Annotated in this window: 24 protein-coding genes; 17 read left to right on the top strand and 7 right to left on the bottom strand. The window is 58.0% G+C overall.

Going from position 1 to position 23,943, the window contains the following annotated elements:
* Positions 1-160 precede the first annotated feature (160 nt).
* Complete coding sequence (locus tag AM218_RS03595; protein WP_054411920.1) at positions 161-739, top strand: hypothetical protein; 579 nt, start codon at positions 161-163, stop codon at positions 737-739.
* Between the two features lie 118 nt (positions 740-857).
* Here the strand turns inward: AM218_RS03595 and AM218_RS03590 are convergent, their stop codons facing one another.
* Both AM218_RS03590 and AM218_RS03585 read right to left on the bottom strand, forming a co-directional pair.
* A complete protein-coding gene (locus AM218_RS03590) occupies positions 858-2,591 on the bottom strand; it encodes a pyruvate dehydrogenase complex dihydrolipoamide acetyltransferase (protein ID WP_054411919.1) in 1,734 nt (577 codons plus the stop codon).
* Positions 2,592-2,735: 144 nt separating this feature from the next.
* On the bottom strand, positions 2,736-3,356 hold the full coding sequence (locus tag AM218_RS03585; RefSeq protein WP_054411918.1) for a histidine phosphatase family protein: 621 nt from the start codon (positions 3,354-3,356) through the stop codon (positions 2,736-2,738).
* 79 nt (positions 3,357-3,435) lie between these two features.
* On the opposite strand from AM218_RS03585, the gene AM218_RS03580 reads away from it, so the two are divergent.
* From AM218_RS03580 to AM218_RS03530, 11 genes are all read left to right on the top strand, one after another.
* Positions 3,436-3,879 (top strand): hotdog fold thioesterase, encoded by a 444-nt coding sequence (locus AM218_RS03580; RefSeq protein ID WP_054411917.1) that lies wholly within the window; start codon positions 3,436-3,438, stop codon positions 3,877-3,879.
* On the top strand, positions 3,876-5,129 hold the full coding sequence (locus AM218_RS03575; RefSeq protein WP_231717539.1) for a chorismate-binding protein: 1,254 nt from the start codon (positions 3,876-3,878) through the stop codon (positions 5,127-5,129). The genes AM218_RS03580 and AM218_RS03575 overlap by 4 nt, the downstream gene beginning before the upstream one ends.
* Before the next feature lie 67 nt (positions 5,130-5,196).
* Complete coding sequence (menD, locus tag AM218_RS03570) at positions 5,197-7,074, top strand: 2-succinyl-5-enolpyruvyl-6-hydroxy-3-cyclohexene-1-carboxylic-acid synthase (RefSeq protein ID WP_054411915.1); 1,878 nt, start codon at positions 5,197-5,199, stop codon at positions 7,072-7,074.
* A gap of 144 nt (positions 7,075-7,218) precedes the next feature.
* Positions 7,219-8,043, top strand: a complete 825-nt coding sequence (gene menB, locus AM218_RS03565; RefSeq protein WP_054411913.1) for a 1,4-dihydroxy-2-naphthoyl-CoA synthase — start codon at positions 7,219-7,221, stop codon at positions 8,041-8,043.
* A 300-nt stretch (positions 8,044-8,343) separates the two neighbouring features.
* Positions 8,344-8,913 carry a hypothetical protein gene (locus AM218_RS03560; RefSeq protein WP_054411912.1) on the top strand — a complete coding sequence of 190 codons (570 nt, stop codon included), beginning with the start codon at positions 8,344-8,346 and terminating at the stop codon, positions 8,911-8,913.
* Positions 8,914-9,075: 162 nt separating this feature from the next.
* Positions 9,076-9,432 (top strand): DUF6370 family protein, encoded by a 357-nt coding sequence (locus AM218_RS03555; protein WP_054411910.1) that lies wholly within the window; start codon positions 9,076-9,078, stop codon positions 9,430-9,432.
* A gap of 61 nt (positions 9,433-9,493) precedes the next feature.
* Entirely contained in the window at positions 9,494-9,997 is a 504-nt protein-coding gene (locus AM218_RS03550) for a hypothetical protein (protein WP_054411908.1), read from the top strand.
* A 113-nt stretch (positions 9,998-10,110) separates the two neighbouring features.
* Positions 10,111-10,602, top strand: a complete 492-nt coding sequence (locus tag AM218_RS03545; protein ID WP_054411907.1) for a hypothetical protein — start codon at positions 10,111-10,113, stop codon at positions 10,600-10,602.
* Positions 10,603-10,673: 71 nt separating this feature from the next.
* On the top strand, positions 10,674-11,801 hold the full coding sequence (locus AM218_RS03540; protein WP_054411905.1) for an AMP-binding protein: 1,128 nt from the start codon (positions 10,674-10,676) through the stop codon (positions 11,799-11,801).
* 93 nt (positions 11,802-11,894) lie between these two features.
* Positions 11,895-14,039 (top strand): dipeptidyl-peptidase 3 family protein, encoded by a 2,145-nt coding sequence (locus tag AM218_RS03535; RefSeq protein ID WP_082318048.1) that lies wholly within the window; start codon positions 11,895-11,897, stop codon positions 14,037-14,039.
* Positions 14,040-14,108: 69 nt separating this feature from the next.
* Positions 14,109-14,471: a hypothetical protein gene (locus AM218_RS03530; protein ID WP_157547504.1), complete on the top strand. Its 363-nt coding sequence runs from the start codon at positions 14,109-14,111 to the stop codon at positions 14,469-14,471.
* A 239-nt stretch (positions 14,472-14,710) separates the two neighbouring features.
* Here the strand turns inward: AM218_RS03530 and AM218_RS03525 are convergent, their stop codons facing one another.
* Complete coding sequence (locus tag AM218_RS03525; protein ID WP_157547503.1) at positions 14,711-15,385, bottom strand: hypothetical protein; 675 nt, start codon at positions 15,383-15,385, stop codon at positions 14,711-14,713.
* A gap of 177 nt (positions 15,386-15,562) precedes the next feature.
* Between AM218_RS03525 and AM218_RS03520 the strand changes: the two genes are divergently transcribed.
* From AM218_RS03520 to AM218_RS03505, 4 genes are all read left to right on the top strand, one after another.
* Positions 15,563-16,408 carry a hypothetical protein gene (locus AM218_RS03520; protein WP_054411901.1) on the top strand — a complete coding sequence of 282 codons (846 nt, stop codon included), beginning with the start codon at positions 15,563-15,565 and terminating at the stop codon, positions 16,406-16,408.
* Positions 16,409-16,451: 43 nt separating this feature from the next.
* Positions 16,452-17,396 (top strand): alpha/beta fold hydrolase, encoded by a 945-nt coding sequence (locus AM218_RS03515; RefSeq protein WP_082318047.1) that lies wholly within the window; start codon positions 16,452-16,454, stop codon positions 17,394-17,396.
* A gap of 195 nt (positions 17,397-17,591) precedes the next feature.
* Positions 17,592-18,629, top strand: a complete 1,038-nt coding sequence (locus tag AM218_RS03510) for a sensor histidine kinase (RefSeq protein WP_054411896.1) — start codon at positions 17,592-17,594, stop codon at positions 18,627-18,629.
* A gap of 5 nt (positions 18,630-18,634) precedes the next feature.
* A complete protein-coding gene (locus AM218_RS03505; RefSeq protein ID WP_054411894.1) occupies positions 18,635-19,399 on the top strand; it encodes a LytR/AlgR family response regulator transcription factor in 765 nt (254 codons plus the stop codon).
* 179 nt (positions 19,400-19,578) lie between these two features.
* Here AM218_RS03505 and AM218_RS03500 read toward each other — a convergent pair whose 3' ends face one another.
* Positions 19,579-20,274, bottom strand: coding sequence for an HAD family hydrolase (locus tag AM218_RS03500; protein ID WP_054415255.1), 696 nt, complete (start codon positions 20,272-20,274; stop codon positions 19,579-19,581).
* An 88-nt stretch (positions 20,275-20,362) separates the two neighbouring features.
* Between AM218_RS03500 and AM218_RS03495 the strand changes: the two genes are divergently transcribed.
* Positions 20,363-20,998 (top strand): chloramphenicol acetyltransferase, encoded by a 636-nt coding sequence (locus AM218_RS03495; RefSeq protein WP_054411892.1) that lies wholly within the window; start codon positions 20,363-20,365, stop codon positions 20,996-20,998.
* A gap of 15 nt (positions 20,999-21,013) precedes the next feature.
* On the opposite strand, the gene AM218_RS03490 is transcribed toward AM218_RS03495, so the two are convergent.
* The 3 genes from AM218_RS03490 to AM218_RS03480 all read right to left on the bottom strand — a co-directional run bounded on the left by AM218_RS03490 (position 21,014) and on the right by AM218_RS03480 (position 23,836).
* A complete protein-coding gene (locus tag AM218_RS03490) occupies positions 21,014-21,802 on the bottom strand; it encodes a LytR/AlgR family response regulator transcription factor (protein ID WP_054411891.1) in 789 nt (262 codons plus the stop codon).
* 10 nt (positions 21,803-21,812) lie between these two features.
* The gene (locus AM218_RS03485) at positions 21,813-22,901 is read right to left on the bottom strand and encodes a sensor histidine kinase (protein WP_157547502.1); all 1,089 of its coding nucleotides are present in this window, start codon (positions 22,899-22,901) and stop codon (positions 21,813-21,815) included.
* Positions 22,902-23,125: 224 nt separating this feature from the next.
* A complete protein-coding gene (locus tag AM218_RS03480; protein WP_054411889.1) occupies positions 23,126-23,836 on the bottom strand; it encodes a hypothetical protein in 711 nt (236 codons plus the stop codon).
* Positions 23,837-23,943: the final 107 nt, after the last annotated feature.

The following is a 23,943-nucleotide window of genomic DNA, read 5'->3' as shown; positions in this document are numbered from 1 at the left end:
GCCTACCGCCTCCTGCAACTGCTGGTAAGTATAGACTTTTTGCGATGATATATCATTTTATCAACCTTTTAATTCTCCGAACTTTCTATTCATCTTGCACCGCTGATCTGTTGAACCACGACAATCACCCGGCTGATTATCTGTTTTACTACTATTTCACATGAAATTACCCTTAAAGGCTTCTGCTGTTCTGGCACTTACCCTCTCCGCTTGCGGCAACCTGGCCGACTCTCTGGATCAATCAGAAATTCCGGGGTACACCAAAGAATGGATGCGGGAGCAGAACGGCCAGGTACTCACGTTCCGCAACAACGCCGGTCAGGTGCATCGGCTCACGGTGACGCGTACCGAGGGCGTCAACAGCGTGAATACCAAAGCCGGACAGCAGGATTATGCATACATCAACGTATGGTACCGCGACCAAACGGACTCCCTGCTGAACCTGCAGTTACGGGCAGCCGCCAATGAAATTTATGTAGGCCGGCAGGGCATCGATAGCGGCACCATCCATACTTATAAAGCCGATGGCCACACCGCTTTCTATTCCTACACTTCCCCCAACTCCCACATTGTGGCGCAGGACACCGCGCTGGGCGGGCATACATACCGCTTTTTGGGCCACGTAAACGTGCGCCATTCTGAACACCCAACCGATACCCTGACAACCGTTTACTTTTCCCGCTACGACGGCATTGTTGGCTTTACGACCTCACGTGCGGGCTTATGGCAGCGCGAGTAGCGCCGCGCCAACCAGCTATTGATTGAAAATAATAAGCCTGCTGCTGGTTGAATATAAAGAACGACGCCCCTTCCTGCTCAGCAGAAAGGGGCGTCGTTTGTCTTTACTGAGAATTACCTCAAATCAGCATGCGCATGGGGTCTTCCAGCAGGCTTTTCAGCGTTTGCAGGAAGGCAGCGCCGGTAGCACCGTCCACCACGCGGTGGTCGCAGCTCAAGGTCACTTTCATGACGTTGCCAACGGCCAACTGGCCGTCTTTTACCACGGCAGTCTGCTTGATGCCGCCCACGGCCAAGATGCAGGCATCTGGCGGGTTGATGATGGCCGTGAATTCCTCAATGCCGAACATACCCAGGTTGGAGATGGTGAAGGTGCTTCCCTCCCACTCGGCGGGCTGCAGCTTCTTGCTCTTGGCTTTGCCGGCCAGCTCTTTCACTTCCGTAGCGATGGTGGAGAGGCCTTTGCCGTCGGCGTTGCGCACCACGGGCACCAGCAGACCTTCGTCCACGGCCACGGCCACGCCAATGTTCACCACCTTGTTCTGGCGGATTTTGTCGCCCAGCCATGAGGAGTTTACGGCCGGGTGCTGCTTGAGCGCCACAGCAGCGGCTTTAATTACCAAGTCGTTGAACGACAGCTTCACCGGGGAAAGGGTGTTGAGCTGCGTGCGAACTTCCATGGCGCGGTCCATCAGGATTTCCATCGTGAGATAGAAATGCGGGGCCGTAAACAGGCTTTCCGACAGGCGACGGGCAATAACCTTGCGCATCTGCGAAACCGGCGTGTCGGTGTAGGTACCCTCGGCCGCAACCGGGGCGGGAGCAGCGGCCGGTGCCGGTGCCGCCGCTGAAGGAGCAGCTGGTGCCGGGGCGGGAGCCGCAGCAGGCGCGGCAGCAGGCTGGGCGGCCGGAGCAGCACCGGGCTGGAAGCCTTCAATATCCCGGGAAACAATGCGGCCATTGTCGCCGCTTCCTTTCACCTGGTTCAGGTCGATGCCTTTTTCTTTGGCGATGCGCTTGGCCAGCGGTGAAGCCAGCAGGCGGCCACCGGTTGGGGCGGGAGCCACGGCTACTGCCGAGGATGCAGGTGCGGCGGCGGCCGGAGCGGCCGCAGGAGTTGCCGGGGCGGCTTCAGGAGCAGCTTCAGGCGCCGGGGCAGCAGCCGTAGCCGCACCACCCGACTGGCCACCCAGCAGGCTTTGAATATCAGCGCCTTCTTCGCCAATAATGGCCAGAATGCCATCTACGGCTACGGCTTCGCCTTCTTTCGGACCAATATAGAGCAGGGTACCGTCGTCGTAGTTTTCCAGCTCCATGGTAGCCTTGTCGGTTTCCACTTCAGCCAGTACGTCGCCGGACTTCACTTTATCCCCTACTTTCTTCTGCCAGGAGGCAATGGTGCCTTCCGTCATCGTATCGCTCATTTTCGGCATCCGGATAACGGTAGCCTTCTTGCCATTGCCAGCCGGAGCCGCTGCGGGGGCTGGGGTTGGTGCAGGTGCCGGAGCGGGGGCAGCAGGTGCCGCCGCAACAGGGGCAGGAGCGGGTGCAGCCGCCGGTGCCGGAGCAGCTGCGCCACCCTGGGCGCCGCTCAGCAGGCCGGAAATATCTTCACCGGCTTTGCCTACAATAGCCAGCAGGCCATCTACGGGCACGCCTTCGCCTTCTTTCGGACCGATGTAGAGCAGGGTGCCGTCCTCGTAATTCTCCAGCTCCATCGTGGCCTTATCGGTCTCGACTTCTGCCAGAATATCCCCGGACTTAACGGTGTCTCCTACCTTCTTGAGCCACGACGCAATAACCCCTTCGGTCATGGTGTCGCTCATTTTGGGCATTTTTATGATTTCGGCCATCTGCTTCTTCGGTTGAGTTGTGGGGTCAAAATTAGCCCGAAAATCCGGGGGCGCAAACGAGAGTTATTCCCCCATGCTACGCGAAATTTCGCCGGGCAGACGGTTACCCCCGCCGTTACCCGGCTTTTGCCTGGCTGCTAAGCGCTATACTGCGTGCAGATGGCGGACGTCCAGAAAGTTGCGGACGGTGAACATGCTGCCCGTGTAGTGCAGCTTATACAGGCACAGATTATGGTGCTCAAAGGCATCCATGCAGCCTAACGGGTAATTTAATAACTGACACAGCATCACGCGCATAGCCCGGCCATGCATGCACACCAGCACGTTTTCTTCCTCGGGCCGGGCTTTCAGCATTTCAATAAACGGGCGCTGGCGGGCCGCCACTTCATCGGGGCTTTCGCCGCCCAGCAGGCGGGCACTGGTCTGGCCCTGTTTCCATTGCTGCAGCACGCCGTGGTATTCTTCATCCTCGTCCGGGGTAATGCGCGTGCCTTCCCGGTCGCCCCAGCTTATTTCGTTGAGGCCGGCGTGTATTTCGTGCGGAATGCCCAGCTGCAGAAAATCATGCACTGACTGATGGGTGCGCTGCAGCGTGGAGGTGTATACCTTATTGAAAGGCACGTGCTGGTAGGCCGCGAAAAACCGCGCCGCCTGCCGCCGGCCAGCCTCGTTCAGACTGGAATCTACGCCGCTGCCCTGCACGATGCCGCGCACGTTGAAGTCCGTCTGTCCGTGACGGATAAGGTATATTTTTTTGACGCTCACTTTAGCCCTAGCTTTGCTGTTTGCTACCTCGAAAGTAGGATTTTTAGGGCAAAAAGCGTCCTTTCTGGTTTGTTTCTGCATGGAAAATACTCCTCATTCCCTGGCTAAGCTCAATGAGTGGTGCCATAACACCCTGGGCGCGCACCTGGGCATTGAGCTTACCGCCGTGGGCGAGCGTAGCATTACGGGCCGCATGCCCGTAGACCACCGCACCCACCAGCCCATGGGGCTGCTGCACGGGGGCGCCTCCGTGGCCCTGGCCGAAACCCTGGGCAGCATCGGCGCTTTTCTGCAGGTAGACCAGAGCAAAAAGGCCTGCGTAGGACTGGAAATCAATGCGAACCACCTCAAAGGCGTGCATTCCGGCTACGTGGTGGGCCATGCTACGGCTCTGCACGTAGGCCGCACCACCCAGGTATGGGAAATCCGTATCACCCACGAGGAAACCGGGGCGCTGGTGTGCATCAGCCGTATTACCATGGCGGTAATTGACCTGCCCGGAAAAAAGGAGAAAACCGCGTGAGTACGTCCTCGCAAGGAAGTTTAATAAGCTGGCCCAACCCGGCGCCAGCGGTTACGGAGCGCCTGCGGCAGCTGGCGGCCTTTGCGCTGCATCATTCGCTGCCGGTAGCTCTGTGGCGCCTGCCCAATGCTTCGGCCCCGCAGCTCTGCCTGAGCTTTTCGGCCGAAGCGGCCCTGACGGGCCTGCCGCCCGCGCTGGAGCCCACCGCGCCGGCCGGTTTTGCCTTCTTCCCCTTCCGCGACTCGGACCACAACCCTGCCCTCTTTCTGCCAGCGGATGTTCTGTATGATACAATCCAGCCCGACGAGCTGCGAGTGAATGAGGCTGCCGCCGGGGCTTCTACTCTGCTGCCTCAGCTGATTGACTATCTCACCAAAAGCCCACAGCCCACAACCCATAGCCAAAACCTACCCTGGCCGGTGAGCCCGCAGCCGGCCCCGCACGCGGCTACTCAGGCAGAGTATACTGCCTTGGTAGAACGCGGGGTGCGCGCCATTGAAAAAGGCAAAGTGCAGAAAGTGGTATCGTCCAGAGCGGCACGATGGCCATTGCCGGCTGATTTTGATGCCTTGGCCGCCTTCTCGGAGCTGATGGAGCGGTACCCGCGCGCGTTTGTGTCGTTGGTGAGTGCCCCGGGCGCGGGCACCTGGCTGGGCGCCACCCCGGAGGTACTGGTGGAGCTTACGGCCGATGGGCGCTTCTGCACCATGGCCCTGGCCGGCACCCAGCCCCTGCCACCCGATCATCAGCCCCAGCACGCCATCTGGCGGCAAAAGGAAATTGAGGAGCAGGCCCTGGTAGCCCGCTATATTGTGAGCTGTTTTAAACAACTGAGGCTGCGCGAGTACGACGAAACCGGCCCCCGCACCGTGGTAGCCGGCGAGCTGCTGCACCTGCGCACCGATTTTTCCGTGAACCTGCGCACCGTGCCCTTCCCTACTCTGGCAACTGATATGCTGCGGCTGCTGCACCCCACCTCGGCCGTGGGTGGCATGCCCCGGCAGGCCGCGCTGGAGTTTCTGCAGAAATATGAAGGCTACGACCGGGCTTATTACAGCGGGTTTCTGGGCCCGGTAAACCTGCCTGCCCCCGGCGTGTCACAACTCTTTGTGAACCTGCGCTGTTTTCAGGTACGCCCCGGGGAAGCCATTCTTTACGCGGGCACCGGCCTCACCATCGACTCCGACCCTGCCCGCGAGTGGCAGGAAACCGAGCTGAAGCTGACAACCGCCGGCGCTATTTTGAGTTAATGCTGAATACTGTTCTGGTTTGGGCGCTGCGCCCACGCTTATTCAGCATTCATATTTAGAGAGAACTATGCAGTCCGTTTATAACATTGCTGAAATCTGCGCCCGGCACGGCATTACGGATGTGGTTTTGTCGCCGGGCAGCCGGTGCGCGCCGCTCACTATTGCCTTTGCGCGCCACCCCGACATTAGGGTGCGCACGGTGCCGGATGAGCGGGCGGCAGCATTTATCGGACTGGGACTGGCCCAGGCCCAGCGGCGGGCCGTAGCACTAGTTTGCACCTCCGGCACGGCCGGCCTGAACTATGCCCCGGCCATAGCAGAAGCCTATTTTCAGCAGATTCCGCTGGTCGTTTTCACCGCCGACCGTCCCCCGGAATGGATTGACCAGCTGGATGGGCAGACCATCCGGCAGAGCAACCTGTACGGTGCCCACGCCAAGGGCGCTTTTGAGTTTCCGGCTGATACTTCCCACGCGGATGCCCGCTGGCACTCTGAGCGGCTGGTGTCCGAAGCCATTAACCTGGCTCAGCAATTTCCGGCCGGCCCGGTGCAGGTGAATGTACCGCTGCGGGAGCCCTTTTACCCCAAAGCCGGCGAGCCGCTGCACTTTGATAAAGTAAAGGTGATTCAGGAGCAGGCCGGGCAACCTACCCTTCCTGCCGCCGAACTGGCTACCCTCCGTGTCCAGCTGCGCCAAACACCGCAGGTATTGGTAGTAGGCGGTCAGCACCGGCATGAAAATGAGCTTTTGCTGGCTTTGCGCCAGTTTGCGGCCGCGTATCAGGTGCCCGTGGTAGGGGATGTTATTGCCAACCTGCACCAGCCTGTGGGCCCAACCTACGACCTGCGCGCCGCCCCTATTGGTCGGCAGGACGTGTTTCTGGCCGTGCCAGAGAAAGGTTTGAAGGAAGCACTGCGCCCTACCCTGCTCATCACTTTCGGCCAGTCGCTCATTTCAAAAGCGCTGAAGCTGTACCTACGTGAATACGCGCCGCAGCAACACTGGCATATTCAGGCCGCCGGCCCCGTGGCCGATACCTTCCGCTCCCTCACGCGCATTATCCGGATGGAGCCCGCGGCGTTTTTCGCGGCTATGCTGGCGGAGCCTGTTGCTGTACCAGCGTCCGACAAGGGCGAGCTGGCACTCGCAAATCCGCACGAAATGCCGGCCGATGCTACCCGCGTGGCGCGACCCAAAATACCAACCGGTACGGTGCGCCTGACCTGGCCCAAAGCGGGCTGGGCATTGGGGGATGATGCAACGGGACGCAGCTCCTTTGCCACGCCCTGGCAGAAAGCGGAGGGCTGGGCAACCGGTTTCCTGCAGGAGTTCTTTACCGCACCGCAGCAGGATTTCAATGAGTTTTCGGCCTTCTACCACACGCTGCGCTTCCTGCCCCAACACACGGCGCTGCATCTGGCCAACAGCATGGCGGTGCGCTACGTGAATATCCTGGGTCTGCCCACTACACAGGCCGTGGAGGTATTTGCCAACCGTGGCACCAGCGGCATTGATGGCTGCACAAGCACAGCCGTGGGTGCCGCCCTGGCCCAGCCGGAGCGCCCGGTGGTGCTGCTCACCGGCGACGTGGCTTTCTTCTACGACCGCAACGCCTTCTGGCAAAACTACCCCACCCCCAACCTGCGGGTGGTTCTCTTCAACAACCACGCGGGCGGCATTTTTCGGCTGATTGACGGTCCCCGTCAGCAGCCCGAGTTGGAGGAGTTTTTCGAAACCCATCAGCCCCTCACGGCGGAAAATACCGCCCGGGATTTTAACCTGCGTTATTTCACGGCCCGTAGTATAGACGAGCTGGAATCGGCGCTACCGTTTTTCTTTGCCCCCGGAAACAGTGCAGCCCTGCTGGAAGTTACTACCAACAGTGCCACCAACGCGGCGTTCTTTGAACACTACCGCGCTGCGGTAAAAAATGCTTTTGCGTAACCTATGCCTTTGTCATCCTGAGCCTGCGAAGGACCTTACATACTGCGAACGATAATCGTAACCACGACTCGTGCTAGCGTGAGAAGGTCCTTCGCCTGGGCTCAGGATGACAGGCGTTTTTGCTTTTTTCTTCAACTTCTATTTATGGCCGAACAACTTACCTGGACTCCCATTAAAGAATTCCGCGAGATTATCTTCTCGCAGGCTGGGGGTATTGCCAAAATCAGCATCAATCGTCCGCACGTGCACAATGCCTTCACACCCCTCACGGTGCAGGAGATGATTGAGGCCATGGACATCTGCCGCAACCGCACCGATATCGGGGTGATTATCCTCACCGGCGAGGGCGGCAAAGCCTTCTGCTCGGGCGGCGACCAGAGCGTGCGTGGCCACGGCGGCTACGTGGGCGAGGACACCGTGCCCCGCCTGAACGTGCTGGATTTGCAAAAGCAGATTCGCTCCATTCCCAAGCCCGTCATTGCCATGGTGGCCGGCTGGGCCATTGGGGGCGGCCACGTGCTGCACGTAGTCTGCGACCTGACTATTGCCGCTGATAATGCCCGCTTTGGGCAGACCGGCCCCAATGTGGGTTCCTTCGATGGTGGCTTTGGCGCCTCGTACCTGGCCCGCGTGGTAGGTCAGAAAAAGGCCCGTGAAATCTGGTTTCTCTGCGACCAGTACGATGCTCAGGAAGCCCTGGACATGGGCCTGGTAAACAAGGTAGTACCGCTGGATAAACTGGAGGAAACCACCGTAGCCTGGTGCCACAAAATTCTGCAGAAAAGCCCCCTGGCGCTGCGCATGCTCAAATCCTCGTTCAATGCGGAGCTGGATGGGCAGGCCGGTATTCAGGAGCTGGCCGGCAATGCCACGCTGCTGTACTACCTCTCCGACGAAGCCAAGGAAGGCCGCAACGCCTTCGTAGAGAAGCGCAAGCCGGATTTCGATAAGTTTCCCAAGTTCCCATAACCTGCTTAGAACTCTAATCAGCAAGGCCCGCGCAACAGTGTTGCGCGGGCCTTTTTGTTTTGTATGAATGATATAATGCGCAATCCATTTGCGGGCAGTTATTTGAAATATAATACCCGAGCATTTTCACATCAGCCAATTTTATTACCACTGTAATTATCTATATATCACACAATTATGTGGTTGCGCCAAGTGAATATCGCATCTATTTTTGCAGGGTAACTGCCGGAGAATTCCGGAGTTTACAGGCCCTACGGTTACGCCTATTATATCCCATTATTCCATTACCTCCTCTAGTATATGCAGACCCCTCCCTTTGACAACGTAACCGAGTTTCTGGAGCTATTTGCTGGCCCCATAGCGCTGGTAAGTTCTGTTGCTTTCAGCAACGGAGTAGCGTACCGCTGGAAAAATGAGCGCAACCAGATGGCGCATAAACATATGGCTCCGGTGCTGTATTGGGGGCCTTTATTTCTGATGACCTGCATGGTGCTGCACTGCTTCCGCAACGCCTATGAATCCCATCATTTCATAGCCGCCGGAATGGCTTCTTTCCGGTTTTATCAGTATTCGCTGCAGATGTTTGGGGTATTTTTATTTTATCAGGCCTATTTATTGCTGCAGGAGTGCCGGCGCTATGTGCAGGGCAACCAGCGTTTCAGCCCTCGTCTGTACGGGTATATGCTGCTGATTATTGCTACCACGCTGCCTACCTGGATTTTTACGCCCATTGGCATCGTGCCCACTGTGGTGCTGACTATTTCGCTGCTGGTTAGCTTCTTCGTGCACAAATTCTCTTCCCGGAAAGCGGCCGTGGGTGAAGAGCCTGTTGTGGAGGAATTACAACCAACAGAAGCAGTAATGGCATAGAATAGCGGCTAGGTAGAACTTAGTAGGAAGGCTGAAGTAAATAGCCGGTTGAAGCGGGCGGATAAAGACGGTTTATTATACCGTTTTTATCCGCTATCCATTTATCTTGCATCGTTGTCTATCTGCTTCCCAAAGCTATAATTACACGCACAGCCGAAAAATATGAAGACCTTAGTTTTAAGCGCATTACTTGTTTTTTCGGCTACGCTTGCCAGCCAAGCCCAGGACAAAGCCGCTACCACAACGGCTCCCGATAAGAGCAAAGAAATAATTGTGGTAGACGCGGCCTGCGGACAATGCCGCCTGGGCCTGGAAGGCAAAAGCTGTGACCTGGCCATTCGCATAGATGGTAAGTCCTATTTCGTGGATGGCACCACGGTTGACTCACATGGTGATGCCCACGCCAAAGACGGCTTGTGCAATGCTATCCGGAAGGCAAAAGTGCAGGGAGAATTGGTGGATAACCGGTTTAAGGCAACGTATTTCGAGCTGCTTCCGGAGCCGGCAAAAACGAAGTAATAAAGGGGGATAAAGCACCTGGTTTTACCGACTTTTTACAAGCTCCCCTTCTTATAGTATTATGGCTGACTACAACGTAACTGCCAACGGTACCCGCGACTTTCAGCTACTGGAAGATGGAAAGTTGCTGGGCGCGTTACATTACACCGAGTGGTTTTCCTTTGAAGCCGAGGTGACGCTGGCAGATAACTCCTCTTTTCAAATTAAGCCCAAGGGAGTATGGGGCACTACTATCGAGTTTAAAGATCAGCAGAAGGTGCTCCTTGATTTCAAGATGCATTGGAATGGCACTATTGTTATTAAGTCGAAATTCAACGGTAAAGCCTTCCTGTTCAAGCAGAAAAGCATGCTCAAGAACACCTTTGTTCTAATAGACAAAAATGAGCAGGAGTTATTGGCAGTGCAGCCCGCTTTTAAATGGAGCTCCTTCAACTACGACTACACACTCTCTGCTACAGAGGAATTTGAGGCACTGGAAATGAAAGCCTTTCTTCTGCTCACTACCGTTCACTGTGCTAATTACTATATGACGATGGTAGCTGCTTCCGCCGTCATAGCAACCTAGTAATTTGGTCCTCTGTGTGTTTTGAGCGTTGACAATCTGGCTTACTGCTTGGGAGCCCGCCAAGCCAAAACAACAGCGTGACTATTTAAGCATTCAGAGGATACGCTGCCATAATGTGGATTTTATTAGCCTTAGTTATTATCCTCTATAGCTGGCCATTTATAAACGTTGTAAGAAAGTGGTTAAGCCGTTTATTCACAACTGAAAAGCCATTTACTCCGGCAAAACCGGCTACGCAGGAAACAGCCGCCCCGGAGGATATACTGAATGCCTCCGTGAAACTTGCTTTAGAATGGGGCCAAGACTGGCTGTCGCCAATTCAGAAAAGGCTTTCAGGGAAATTTGCCTTTTTATCCCCTGCAGAATTAGATAGCTACAATACCATTAGCAGAGACATTATGGATAAAGACCTGGCGTTTATTCAAACCTCTCTGGAAGCAGCTAAATCCCGCAATTTGAAGGTTAGCGAGGGCCGTTTACGGTCTGACTATTATGCATTTATGCAGGAGCAATTTCCAACAATCCATAAGCGTAACCTTGATACCATTTTCTCTCAAGGGCTATATTACTCCTGGAAAGACGGCTTAACCAATAACCTGGAATAAGTAGTCCGGGATTCCCAACTTCATATCCTACTTTTGCGGCAGCCAGTATACAGGTACTTGCTACTGCTCCTATGTCTACCACCCTCCCAGACTCCCTCCTGCTCAACGGCCGCGAATTCCGCTACGCCGATATTCAGCAATACCCCACCAACGTCCCCAGCGACCTGAACGGCTACGAGGGCAAGGTGCTGGACTTCTGCCGCCAGTGGCTGAACGGGGCCCAGGAGTTTGGGCTGCGCACCTCCGGCTCCACGGGCAAGCCACAGTTGGTGACCATGTCGCGCCGGCAGCTGGCTGCCTCCGCCAACCGCACCGGCGACTACTTCGATCTGGGCCCCGGCGACCGAATGCTGGTGTGCCTGAACTGCGAGTTTGTGGGCGGGCTCATGATGCTGGTGCGCGCCTTTGAGCGCCGCATGCACCTCACCATAGTAGAGCCCCACGCCGACCCTTTGGCCCTGGTGCCCGCCACCGCCCAGTTCGATTTTGCATCCTTCGTGCCCCTGCAGCTGCGCGCCGTGCTGGAAGCTGGCCACGCGCCCCGGCTGGATAAAATGAAAGCCATTCTGGTGGGCGGCGCAACCGTAGAAACCAGTCTGGAAAAAGCTCTGCAAACGCTGGAAGCGCCCGTCTACCTCACCTACGGCATGACGGAAACGGCCTCCCACATTGCCCTGCGCCGCCTCAACGGCCCCGATGCTTCTCCTTACTACCGGGTACTCTCCGGCATTGGCGTGGGCCAGGATAAACGGGGCTGCCTCACGGTGCGCGCCGACGTAACCAACGACGTGTTCATCACCACCAACGACCGGGTACATTTCCTGGACGAGCACACTTTTGAGTGGCTGGGCCGCGCCGACTTCGTGATAAACTCCGGGGGCGTGAAAGTGCAGGCCGAGAAGGTGGAAAAAGTGCTGGAAGTAGCCCTCATGGAGCTGGGCATTAGTGGGCGCCGGGCCTTTGTGGCCGGCCAGCCGGATAGCCGCCTCGGCGAGCAGGTAACGGCCTTTGTGGAAGGCAAACCGCTGCCCGCCGCCCAGGAAAAGCAGCTACTCACGCTGCTCACCGAGCGGCTGGACCGCTACGAGCGGCCCCGTGGCATCATATACGCCCCGCAGTTCCGTACCACGGCCTCCGGTAAGCTGGACCGACTCAGCACCATTCGCTCCCTGAGCCCAGCGCCACCCTCCCAGCGCTAGGGCCTTGGCTGGTTGTTTTCGGGGCCGGGAATGTGTTGCTTTGCGCTAAGCCCGCAGTCTGTTTGCCTGTTAGTTCATCCCCTTATTCTACGTATGTCCCGTCCTCTCTTATCGGCTGCGGCCTTTTTGGTAGCGGCCCAGCTTAGCGGCTGTGCCAGCTCAGCGCCCACCGTTACTACCACCCCAGAAGTTACCACCGCTCCGGCTACGCCCGCTACTCCGGCACCCGCCACACCCGCGGCTCCGGTAGCCACCCCTTTTCAGGTAGTAAGCGAGCAGTTTGCCGACCTGCGCATTCTGCGCTACGAAGTACCTGGCTTTGAGAAGCTGGAGCCCCAGCAAAAAGAGTTGCTCTACTATTTGTATGAAGCGGCGCTGAGTGGCCGCGACATTATCTACGACCAGAACTACAAGGAAAACCTGCGGGTGCGCCGCACCGTGGAAGCCCTCTGGGAAGCCAACCAGGAGCGCCTGGCTGCTACTACCAACACCCAGGAAGTAGAGCAGGCCACGCGCTTTAACGTGTACGCCAAGCGCGTGTGGTTTTCCAATGGTATCCATCATCACTACTCCACCCGCAAGTTTGTACCGGAGTTTACTCCCGATTACTTCAAAAACCTGGTGTACAGCGTAAACGAGCAGGCGCTGCCTTTGCTGCCCGGCGAAACTCCGGCCAAGTTTGTGGCCACCATGACGCCCATTCTATTTGATGCGAAACTGGCCGCCAAGCGCGTAAACCAGGAAGCCGGTAAGGATCTGGTAGCCACCTCGGCCAACAACTTCTACGAAGGCGTAACCCAGGCCGAAGTAGAGGCTTATTACGCCAAGAAAATCAACAAAAAAGATACCCGCCCCATTTCCTACGGCCTCAATTCGAAGCTGATGAAAGACAAGCGCGGCAACATTGTGGAGGTGCCGTGGAAAGTAGGCGGCATGTACGGCCCGGCTCTCACGCAGGTAGCCTACTGGCTGAATAAGGCGCTGGACGTGGCCGAAACGCCTGAGCAGCGCGCCGCCCTCACCAAGCTCATCCAGTTCTACAGCACCGGCGACCTGAAGCTGTGGGATGCCTACAACATTGCCTGGGTACATGATACCCAGTCGGAAACCGATGTGGTGAATGGCTTTATTGAAGTGTACGGCGACCCGCTGGGCTACCGCGCTTCCTATGAGTCGGTGGTGTCGTTTAAGGACCTGGAGGCTACCAAGCGCATCAAGGCTATTGGCGATGAGGCCCAGTGGTTCGAGAACAACTCCCCTATCAAGCCCGAAAACAAGAAGAAAAACGTGGTGGGCATCACGGCCAAGGTGATTACTACTGTGGTGGAAGCCGGCGACGCGGCCCCGGCCACGCCCATCGGCATTAACCTGCCCAACGCCACCTGGATACGCAAGGAGCATGGCTCTAAATCCGTGAGCCTGGGCAATATTGTAGATGCCTACGACCGTGCCAACGCGGGCGGCATGCTGGATGAGTTTGCCTATGATGAAGCCGAGAAAAACCGGGCCCGTCAGTATGGCTCCCTGGCCGGCAAGCTGCACACCGATATGCACGAGGTAATCGGCCACGCATCGGGCCAGATTAACCCCGGCGTGGGCACCACCAAGGAAACGCTGAAAAGCTACGCCTCCGCCATTGAGGAAGGCCGCGCTGATCTGGTAGCCCTGTATTACCTGCTCGACGAAAAGCTGGTGCAGCTGGGCGTGATGCCAAGCCTGGAAGTAGGCAAGGCCGAGTACGATAACTACATGCGCAATGGCCTGATGACCCAGCTGGTGCGCCTCACCCCCGGCGAAACCGTAGAAGAATCGCACATGCGCAACCGCCAGATGGTGGCCAAATGGGTGTTTGAAAAAGGCAAGAAAGACAAGGTGGTAGAGATGGTGACGCGCGACGGCAAAACCTTCGTGCACATCAACGACTACGCCAAGCTGCGCACCCTGTTCGGCCAGCTGCTGCGCGAAACCCAGCGCCTCACCAGCGAAGGCGACTACGCCGCCGCCAAAAACCTGATTGAAACCTACGGCGTGAAGGTAGACCCCACCCTGCATAAGGAAGTGCTGGCCCGCTACTCCAAGCTGAACATTGCCCCTTACGCCGGCTTTATCCAGCCCAAGCTGGTGCCTGTGATGCAGGAAGGCAAAATGGTAGATGTGAAGGTGGAATACCCCACGGACTTTGCCCAGCAGATGCTGGAGTACGGCCGCAAGTATTCCTTCCTGCCACTGCATAACTAACCCTGAAAAAGGCCGGCTGGAATCACCAGCCGGCCTTTTTTTATTCCGAAACTCTCCATGTTGCCTTCCATGAAAAAACTACTCATCCTGACTGCGCTGGTGCTGGCCCTGGGCACTCTGCGCGCCACTGCACAAACTGCCGGCCGCTACGAGTATTGCGAAATGCTCACCACCGACAACCTCTTCTCCACCACCGACGACAAAGCCGGCGACATTTACGTGGATTTCGGCTATGGTTTTGAGAAGCTGGGCGGCGGCACCCTTTCCCAGCGCGAGGCCGGCAAGCTGCAGGTGTTTGCCACCCACGTCAGTGCCCTTACCTATATGGGCAAGCTGGGCTGGGAAGTGGTGCAGATGTATCAGCAGCCGAAAGTGAACAAAGAGCCGATCCGCACGCTGTTTGTCTTGCGCCGCCCGGCACGTGGGAATTAAGGAGTAGGACTTTACCTTCAGCCCGTCATGTCGAGCGTAGTCGAGACATGACGGGTTGATGTTGTGGTAGTATTGTCATGCTGAGCCTGTCGAAGCATCTCTACTGCTTCGTTGCTAGGGTATACCACACTAGCGAGATGTCTCGACTACGCTCGACATGACGTACTATAACTCTTAATAAAAAAGCCCGCTGCTCATAAGAGCGGCGGGCTTTTTTATTTCTCGAAATCCCTGGATTTTCAATTCCTCTTCCGCTTCAATCCTTCCTGAGTGAATAATGGCTGGCGGCCGCGCACAATTTTGTAGAAGTCGCCGAGGAAGAGCTTGGCGCGGCCGAAGAAGATGAGGCCGCTCAATTCGTTTTCCAGCTCATCATCAATGAACATCATTTGGCGGTAGCCGACACCTGCGCCCAATCCTACCCAACGGAACACGCGCACATGCCCGGCCACGGAGGGCTCTACAATGAAAATATTACGTTTGGGAGTGCGTGTTACCTGCCCATCGGGCTGCTGGTAGCGGGCGTAGTAGCGGCCCACGCCCAGCTGGGTGGGCGTGCTAAGCTCCCAGCGCGGCGTGCCGATGAGCACGTATTCGGCGTAGGCCACGCCGTAGCGGAAACGCAGCTCGTCGCGGGTGCCGGCGGGCATGGTGGGCGGCAGCGGGGCGCGGGTGGGCACGCCGCCGCTGAGCATGTAAAAGCCCAGGCCGGTGCGCAGCCGGCCGCGCCATTCCACGCCCAGCTTCAGGCCATTGATGCCCACTACTTTCTGGTTGAGCAGGGAAAAGCGCTGGTCGAACTGAAACACCAGGCGCCGGTGGGCCTGCCGCACTCGGCTGCTATCGGCCCCGGGGCCGGCCTGCGCGGCCACGGCCCACAGCATCAATAGCAGACTGCACCATACTTCCTTCATAACGCCACAAAGGTAAGCAGCCAACCCGGGCTGCTGTATGCCGGCCCGCAATACACTTCGCCGGCCGGCGCTTACGGTTCGCCCGGGCTGGCGGGCGGTTCACCCTTTTTCCACTATTGCCGGGTCAGTTGGCAGGCTAGTTTTGACTCATTCAACTGCCCCTAACTGCTTACGGCTATGACTACAGTTTCCTTTTCTGCCTCGCCGGTAAATACCTCATCCATTCCTGGCCGGGTACGCCAGGGGTTGCGGGTATTGCACCAGGTAAACCCGGTGCTGTCCTGGGTTGGCTGGATGAACGTGGCATTGCTGCTGCTGGCCGTGGTGCTCCTGCCGTTTGATAGCCGCACGGTAACGGGCCTGCCGGTTTGGGTAAAGCCCATCAAATTCTGCCTGTCGGTTATTGTCTATGTATGGACGCTGGGCTGGCTGCTGGCCGATTTACCGGCTCCGGCCCAACGGGCCGTGCGCCGCATTAGCTGGGCGGTGGCCCTGAGCATGGTGGCCGAAATTGGCTGCATCTACCTTCAGGCCGCCCGCGGCACCTCCTCCCATTTCAACGCCGCCACCGCCTTCGACGGTATGCTGTTCAGCGTGATGGGCATCATGATTACGGTAAACACGCTGGCCACGGTAGCGGCAGTGTGGCTGGTGTGGCGCTACCGCCCCTATGGCGCGGCCGGCTATGTGTGGGGCGTGCGCCTGGGGTTGCTGTTGTTTCTCATTGGCAGTGTACTGGGCGGGATGATGATTCACCTGAACCAGCACACCGTAGGTGCCCCCGATGGCGGCCCCGGCCTGCCGGGCCTGGGCTGGAGCACCCGCGCCGGCGACTTACGCCTGGCCCATTTCCTGGGCCTGCATGCCCTGCAAGTGGTGCCCCTACTGGGCTGGTGGCTGGCCCGGCGCCTACCCCGGCGCGCCGTGCTGCTTACCTGGCTGGGGGCGGCCTGCTACGCCGGGCTGGTAGCCTTCCTTTTTGTGCAGGCCCTCCACGGTCAGCCCTTTATTGCGCTTCGCTAAACGTCTTCTAGTGTCCATTCTTGTACTCTCACTTTCCTCCTTTATGAACTCTCTCTTCCGCTCCGCCCTGGTTTTGTTTGGTTTGATGTTCCTGCTCAGCCAGCCGCTGCAATTGCAGGCCAGCGCGCTAACCAATGGCACAACGCCGGTTACTACTTCTGATGGGGTGGCGCTGTATGTGCGGGTAGCGGGTAAAGGCACGCCATGCGTATTTGTGCACGGCGGCCCCGGGGCCGGCAGCTACGGGTTTGAGAAGCTGGCCGGCCAGCCCCTGGAAGAAAAGCTCCAAATGATTTATGTGGACCAGCGCGGTAGTGGCCGCTCGGCCAGCGACGCTAAGCTCAACTATTCCCTGGAGCGGCAGGTAGAGGATCTGGAAGAAATACGCCAGCAGCTGCACCTGGAAAAATGGGTAGTAATGGCGCATTCCTTCGGCGGCATTATTGCCACGGCTTACGCTCAGAAGTATCCCCAACACGTGCAGGCGCTTATTCTGGTGAACAGCATTCTGAACCTGCCAGCCGCCATGGAAAGCACCACCTCCTACGGCTACAACCTGTTGCCTGCTGCTACTCGTCCGCCGCTGGATGCCGCCGCGCCCCTACCCCAGCGCTACTTCATGGTGTTGGCCATGCTGCAGCAGCAAAAGCTATACAACCAGCTGCAGTACGCCTCCGATTCCACCGCTGCCCGCGTGAACCGCGTGATGAAAGACCAGACTAGCAACCACGACTTCGCCGCCAATATGTTCAAGGCTCCCGGCCGCTACGTGCAGGACTTCACCCCGGCTACGGCTTCACTTACCATGCCTGTACTGGTGCTCACCGGCCAGCAGGATTACATGACCGGCCCTGAGCACTATAAGTCCTTCCGGTTCCCGCAGCAGCGCGTAGTGGTACTACCGGGCAAGCACATGCCGTTCCTGGACAACCCCAAAGAGTTTAACCAGGCTGTACAGGGGTTTGTGCGCAAGCTGCCCCGCCGTTAATAACACATGGATGTTTTGGGTAAAGGAACGTCATGCAGAGGCGAAGCCGAAGCATCTCGCGTGCTGATGTTGTGGTGGTATACCACACTAGCGAGATGCTTCGGCTTTGCTTCTGCATGACGGGCAACTTTATCTGACAAAAACAGCACCTTGCCGCCACCACGCCAGCTCCCATATTCTTCTACATTTGCCGGTATGAATGACCGCCGCTTTCTGCTCCTGGGAATCCCCATTCTCTCGATCCTGGTCATGCTACCAAGAGGCCTGCTGCACATTTCTTCCCTGACGCAGTTTCTGATAGCCTGGCCGATATCGATGGGCTTTACGGCCTGCTTCTGGCTGACCGGGCGGGCTTTGTGGCGGTACTTGTTCAGGCGCTATCCGCGGGTGGAGCAAACGAGGAAGCGGCTGTGGCTGCTGGCCATTATCAACACCCTGATTACGGCCGTCGTTACGCTGGTTTTGGGCTCCATTGAAGCCCACAGCCATGGCGGGCAGCTCAGCATTCCCACTTTTTTCTTTGAATTCGGGCTGAATATGGTACCGACGGTGGTGGTGCAGCTGATTTACGAAAGCTGGAATTTTTTCCGGCAATGGGAGGAAAACGTGCGCCGCGCCGAGCAGCTGCAAAGTGCCAGTCAGCGGGCCCAGCTGGAAGCCCTGCAGCAGCAGCTGGATCCGCACTTCCTCTTCAACTCCCTCAATACTCTCTCGGCTTTTATTGAGCCCGAGAATGAGCCGGCCCAGCAGTTTGTGGAGCAGCTGGCCGATGTATACCGCTACGTGCTGCTGAGCCGGGAACAAAGCACCGTGCCCCTGCGAGACGAACTGGCGTTTGTGGAAGCTTACGTAGCGCTGCAAAAAGCCCGTCTGCGCGATAATCTGCAGGTTGAAATACAGGTACCACCCACGCTGCTGGACCAGCACGTAGCCCCGCTCAGCGTGCAGCTCCTGCTGGAAAATGCGCTCAAGCACAACGAAGCTTCCCGCCAGTATCCCCTCCAGGTAGAAGTATCGGCGCACGATGGCTGGCTGGTGGTGCACAACGTCCGCCGCCCCCGCACTACCCTGGCCCCGGGCACCGGCATGGGGCTGCGCAACATCCGGGAAAGGTATGCCCTGCTGGCTCCGCAGCTACCCGTGCAGGTGCTGGATACGGCCACCGACTTCACCGTTCATTTGCCGCTCCTCCCGGCCACCGCTAACGCTCATTCCCTGGCGGGCACAGCCTGAAATCTATGCGCGTTTTAATACTCGAAGATGAATACCCCGCCGCTGAGCGGCTGCAGCGCCTGCTTAGTCAGGCCGCGCCCGAGGCGCAGATAGTAGCCCAGCTGGATACCGTAACCGGCGCCGTGGAGTGGCTGCAAACCCACCCCGCCCCCGACCTGATTCTGGCCGACATTCATTTGGCCGATGGCATCAGTCTGGATGTGTTTGATCAGCTGGTGGTTTCCAGCCCGGTTATCTTCACCACCGCCTATGATCAGTATGCCCTGCAGGCGTTTAAAACCCACAGCGTAGACTATCTGCTGAAACCCATTAAGCTGACGGAGTTGCAGGCGGCCCTGCAAAAGCTGCGGCAGTGGCACCGCCCGGCCGCCTCGGAGGTAGCCCAGCAATTGCAGCCGCTCTTGAATACCTCAGCCAGCAGCCCGGCGCCCAAAACCCGTTTTCTGGTGCGCCAGGGCGAGCAGCTGTTGCCCATTCATACCACCGATATTGCCTGGTTTCAGAGCCGCCACGAAACCGTGACGCTGGTAACCCGCAGCGGCCAGCGCTACCTGATAGACTACACCCTGGAGCAGCTGGAGCAGGTGCTGGATGCTCACCAGTTCTTCCGCCTCAACCGCCAGTTTATTGCCCAGTTGCCAGCCGTGCAGCGCCTGCACCCTCATTTTAACGGCAAGCTAAAGCTGGATCTACATCCCGCCCCAGCTGATGAGGTACTGGTAAGCCGCGAAAAAGCCGGGGCCGTGAAAAGCTGGCTGGAGGGTGAGTAAAGGGAAGCATTAAAATTGAAACGCTCTCATGCAGAGGCGAACCCAAAGACTATCGCGTGCTGACATTACAATAGTAATTGTCATGCTGAGCGCAGTCGAAGCATCTCGCTAGTGTAGTATACCACTGCAACGTCAGCACGCGAGATGTCTCGACTACGCTCGACATGACCGTTGTTTTCTTATTTCAACAGCTGCAGTACTTCTGATAAGGCTGTAATCCGATGGAATGGTATGCCGGCCAGCTCCTCGGCGGGCACTTCTTCCATGGCCCAGGTGGTATGGTAGGGCACGTGTACAGCGCGGGCACCCAGGCGCGCCACCGGCAGAATGTCCGACTTCAGGGAGTTGCCAATCATGATGAAATTCTCCGGCAGCACCTGGTAGCGGCTGAGGATGCGCTGGTAGGTAGCCTCGTTCTTTTCACTTACAATCTCCACGTGGTCGAAGTAGTCGCCGAGGCCGGAGCGGGCCAGCTTGCTTTCCTGGTCGAACAGGTCGCCTTTGGTGAGCAGCATCAGGCGCTGGCCGCGCTGGCGCAGGGTGTTCAGCACTTCCGGCACGCCAGGCAGCAGCTCAATGGGGAAGTCGAGCAGGCGTTTGCCTTCGGTTAGAATATGGTGGATTTCCGTGCCGGTTACGGCCCCTTCGGTCAGCTGAATGATGGTTTCAATCATGGACAGCATAAACGACTTGGCGCCGTAGCCGAACAGGTGCATGTTCTGGCGCTGCACCTCGTAGAAATGGCGGCCCAGCGTACCGGCATCGGCGTAGTGCGTGAGCAGCGTGTAGAGCTGCGCCTCGGCGTAGTCGAAGTGCGGCTGATTGGGCCACAGGGTGTCATCGGCATCAAAGGCAATAAGCACGGGAGCAGGCATACGGAAAGCAGATAAAGTGGCCCGGCCGGCTGCATTTTGGCAGCTGAACGGGCAGAAAAGGCCCGCAAAGTTACCGAACTTGCCGCCCATGAAGCAGCCGATTGATCTTTCTACCTGGAACCGCCGCGAGCATTTCGCCTTTTTCTCCGCCTTCAATGAGCCCTTTTTTGGGGTGGTGGCCGAGGTAGATGGGGCCCGCGCCTACCAGCGCGCCAAGGCCGCCGGCGAGTCGTTTTTTCAGCACTACCTGCACGCTGCCCTCAAAGCAGTGAACCAGGTAGAAGCTATGCGCTACCGCATAGAAGAGGGCCAAGTGTATCTGTATGACCAGATTCACGTTTCCGCCACCCTCACCCGCGCCGACAACACCTTCGCCTTTTCCTTTGTACCCTACGCCGAGTCCTTGGCCGCATTTACCGGGGGTCTGCGGCAGGAAATGGAAGCGGTGGCCGATTCAACCGGCCTGCGGCTGAGCGACTCCGCCGCCCGGCCCGATGTCATTCACTTCTCGGCCATTCCCTGGATTGCCTTCACCGGCCTCACCCACGCCCGCCACTTTGCCTACCCCGACAGCGTCCCGAAAATATCCGTAGGCCGCTACCGCCGCGAGTGCGAGAAGCTGCTCATGCCCGTAGCCGTAAACGTACACCACGGCTTGGCCGATGGCTACCACGTAGGCCTGTTTCTGGAAGCATTTCAGCGGGAGCTGGACGGGCTCGGCTAGGTGGGCGCCCGGGCGCTACCGCTCCAGCCAGGCCCGGAACGCGGGTACCCGCTCCCGGCTTACCAGCACGTCGCCCTCGGGGCTGGCGGGCTTCAGGGTGGTTTTCAGGCGGCTATTGGTGTAATGAATGATGTCCTGAATGGCATCGTGCTGCACGAAATACGCCCGGTTCAGGCGGAAAAACTGGCGGGGGTCCAGCAGCTTTTCCAGCTGCTCCAGGGTTTGGTCCAGCACAAAGCGGCGGCTTTCGCGGGTTTGCAGGAAGGTGGCTTTTTCCTGGCTGAAGAAGTAGCTGATCTGCTCCACGGGAATCACCTTCAGATGCTCGCCCACCTTCACTACAAACTGCTTTTTGTACTGCTGCTGTTGGGGCTGCAGCTGCTGTAGTACCTGCGTAAGCAAGGCCGCATCGAAGACGGGAGCCGGAGCAGCTGCGGATGAGGCCCCGCGCAGGCTGCGCAGCTTTTGCAGGGCGGCGCCCAGTTCTTCGGCATCAATAGGCTTGAGCAGGTAGTCAATGCTGTTCACCTTGAAGGCCCGCAGGGCGTACTGATCATAGGCGGTGGTGAAGATGACCGGGCAGCGCACCGGCGTTTTTTCAAACAGCTCGAAGCTCAGGCCATCAGCCAGGTGAATGTCCAGAAACAGCACATCGGGCGGCGTGGAGGCGGTTTCCAGCAGCACCACGGCGGCCTCTACGGTATCGGCTGTGGCCAGCACGTTTACGGGTTGCTCCTGACGGCGCAGCAGGTCGGTGAGGCGGCGGGCTGCCAGGGGCTCATCTTCAATGATGAAAGCATTCATGGGGTAGAAATCAGGCCGTAGTGAGTTCCAGCACGGGTAAGGTGACCACAAATTCGGTGTCGCTGCGGACTATCTGCACGGGCTCTGTAGTGAGGTGGCGGTAGCGGCCCGTGAGATTGGGCAGGCCGATGCCCGCACACTCCCCTGGCGCTACCCGGCGCGGGCGCAGGGAGTTTCGTACGCGCAGGTGCCGCCCGGCTTCATCCAGCTCAATAGCCACCTGCAGAGGCTGGCTGGAAGTGGCCACGTTGTGCTTCAGCGCATTTTCCAGGAGCAGCTGCAGGCTGAGCGGTGGCACCACGGCCTGGGGCGAAATGCTGCTCAGCGGGGGCAGCGTTACCTGCAGGGCCTCGCCGTAGCGGATGCGCTGCAGAAACAGAAAGGACTTGGCAAATTCCAGCTCATCGCGCAGCGAAACCACCTCCCGCCCGCGGGCAGCCAGCACGTAGCGGTACACCTGCGAGAGCTGCCGGATAAACCGCACGGCCAGCTGCGGCTGCTCTTCCACCAGGGAGGTAAGGGCGTTCAGGGAGTTAAAGAGAAAGTGCGGGTCCAGCTGCTGGCGCAGGGTTTCGGCTTCAGCCTGGGCCATTTCCTTCTGCAGCCGCTCGTTGCGCACCAGGGCTTCGCGCCAGCTCAGCAAAAAGGAGCGGCTGTGCATGATCAGCGAGCAGATAACGGTAATCAGCAAAGGGAAAGCGTACCCACTCCATTCTGGCTTTGATACCAGGGAGGCCAGGGTAGCGTCCATCAGAATTATCCGCCACGCCGCGTTAATGGCCACAATAACCAGCAACGAGCCCCCTAACGATACCAGCAACGTGAGCACCAGCCGCCTGGTCAGGCTTTCTTTCCAGCTGGCATAGCGGTTCAGCCAATCTACGGCAAAGCCATTAGTGAGCCACAACCCGGTACTGTAGGCAAAGGTGATGATGAAGGTAATCAGCAGCCGCTCCCAGTCTCCCCAACACTGGGTACAGGAAAATGCCGTGATAACTACTGATAACAGGAGCAACATCATCAGCACGCGCAGCCAGGTACGCGGAGCAAGCAGGGGTGGCAACGTAGTTTCAGGCAGAGGCAAAGCAGAAGCAGACATAATGAAAACCGGCCAGAGCCCGTGGCGGCCGGGCAGGCCCGGCAAGATACAGGCTGAAAGTGAGGATAAACCGTAGAGCACGCCGGAAACAGCATAACTCCTGGCAAGTAACTGCTTTATGAAATGGATGAAGCCACCAGCTTCGGCCGAAAAGGCCCTCTGGGTTTCATCGGCCGCAAGCCAAACAAGCCCTGCGAAAGTTCTTCGCAGGGCTTGTTTGGTATTTACTTCGTAGTGGCCTGCGTGGGGCTTGCCTGCTCATAGGCCTTCAGGCGGCCGAGCAATTGTCTTTCGCCCCAGTTGGGTGACAGGCTGTTGGCGGGCTTAAAAGCAGCAAACCGGGCTTTCCCTTCTTCAAACACAGGCTTGGCCACCTCGGGACCGCCACCAAACATTTTGGGCGTAAAATGGAGGTTATTCCCCTGCACCAGATAGATGCGTGGGTTGGCCGGGTTCAGCGCTTTGGCCTGCTCCAAGACCTCCATTACCATGCGGGAATACTTGCCTGAACGGGCCATGGGCGAAATACCCAGGCGGGCCTGATAGATATAGGCCTGCAGCACCAACAGCTCCGATTCGTCGCCGCCCAGCTTGCGGGCCTGCGCCAAGGAAGCCTCCGCTTGATCCAGGTATTTGTCTTTCACGTCACCGTCTTCTTTGCTGGTGAAGCAGGCCAGCATGCGGCCGTAGGCCTGATAGTACTGGGGTAGCCAATCAGTGGGGGCAGCGGCGGCGGCCCGCTCAAACTTGCTGGCAATTTCCAGGAGTTTGGCCGGGTCGCCGGTGCTGTTGAGCTCCGCAATAGTGGCGGCCATCATCTCGGTATAGCCGGCCGGGGCGGCCGTAGCAGCGGCCGGGGCTTTAGCGGCCGACGGTTGAGCGGCGGCGGAGAATGAGCAGGCAGCGAGGGCGAGGACAAGCAGGGTGTTTTTCATGGCAGTAGAAAAGTTAGAATGATTGGTTTGGGAGGAAGTGAAAGAGTATGCTGTAAAAGTGGTCGGTAGCCCATCGGCCCGAAACTAAAAGTGGCTGAAGCGTAGGA

This window comes from Hymenobacter sp. DG25A (assembly GCF_001280305.1).
Classification (GTDB): Bacteria; Bacteroidota; Bacteroidia; order Cytophagales; family Hymenobacteraceae; genus Hymenobacter.
Note: the sequence above shows the minus strand (reverse complement) of the source record. Positions and strands in the feature narration are given on the sequence as shown.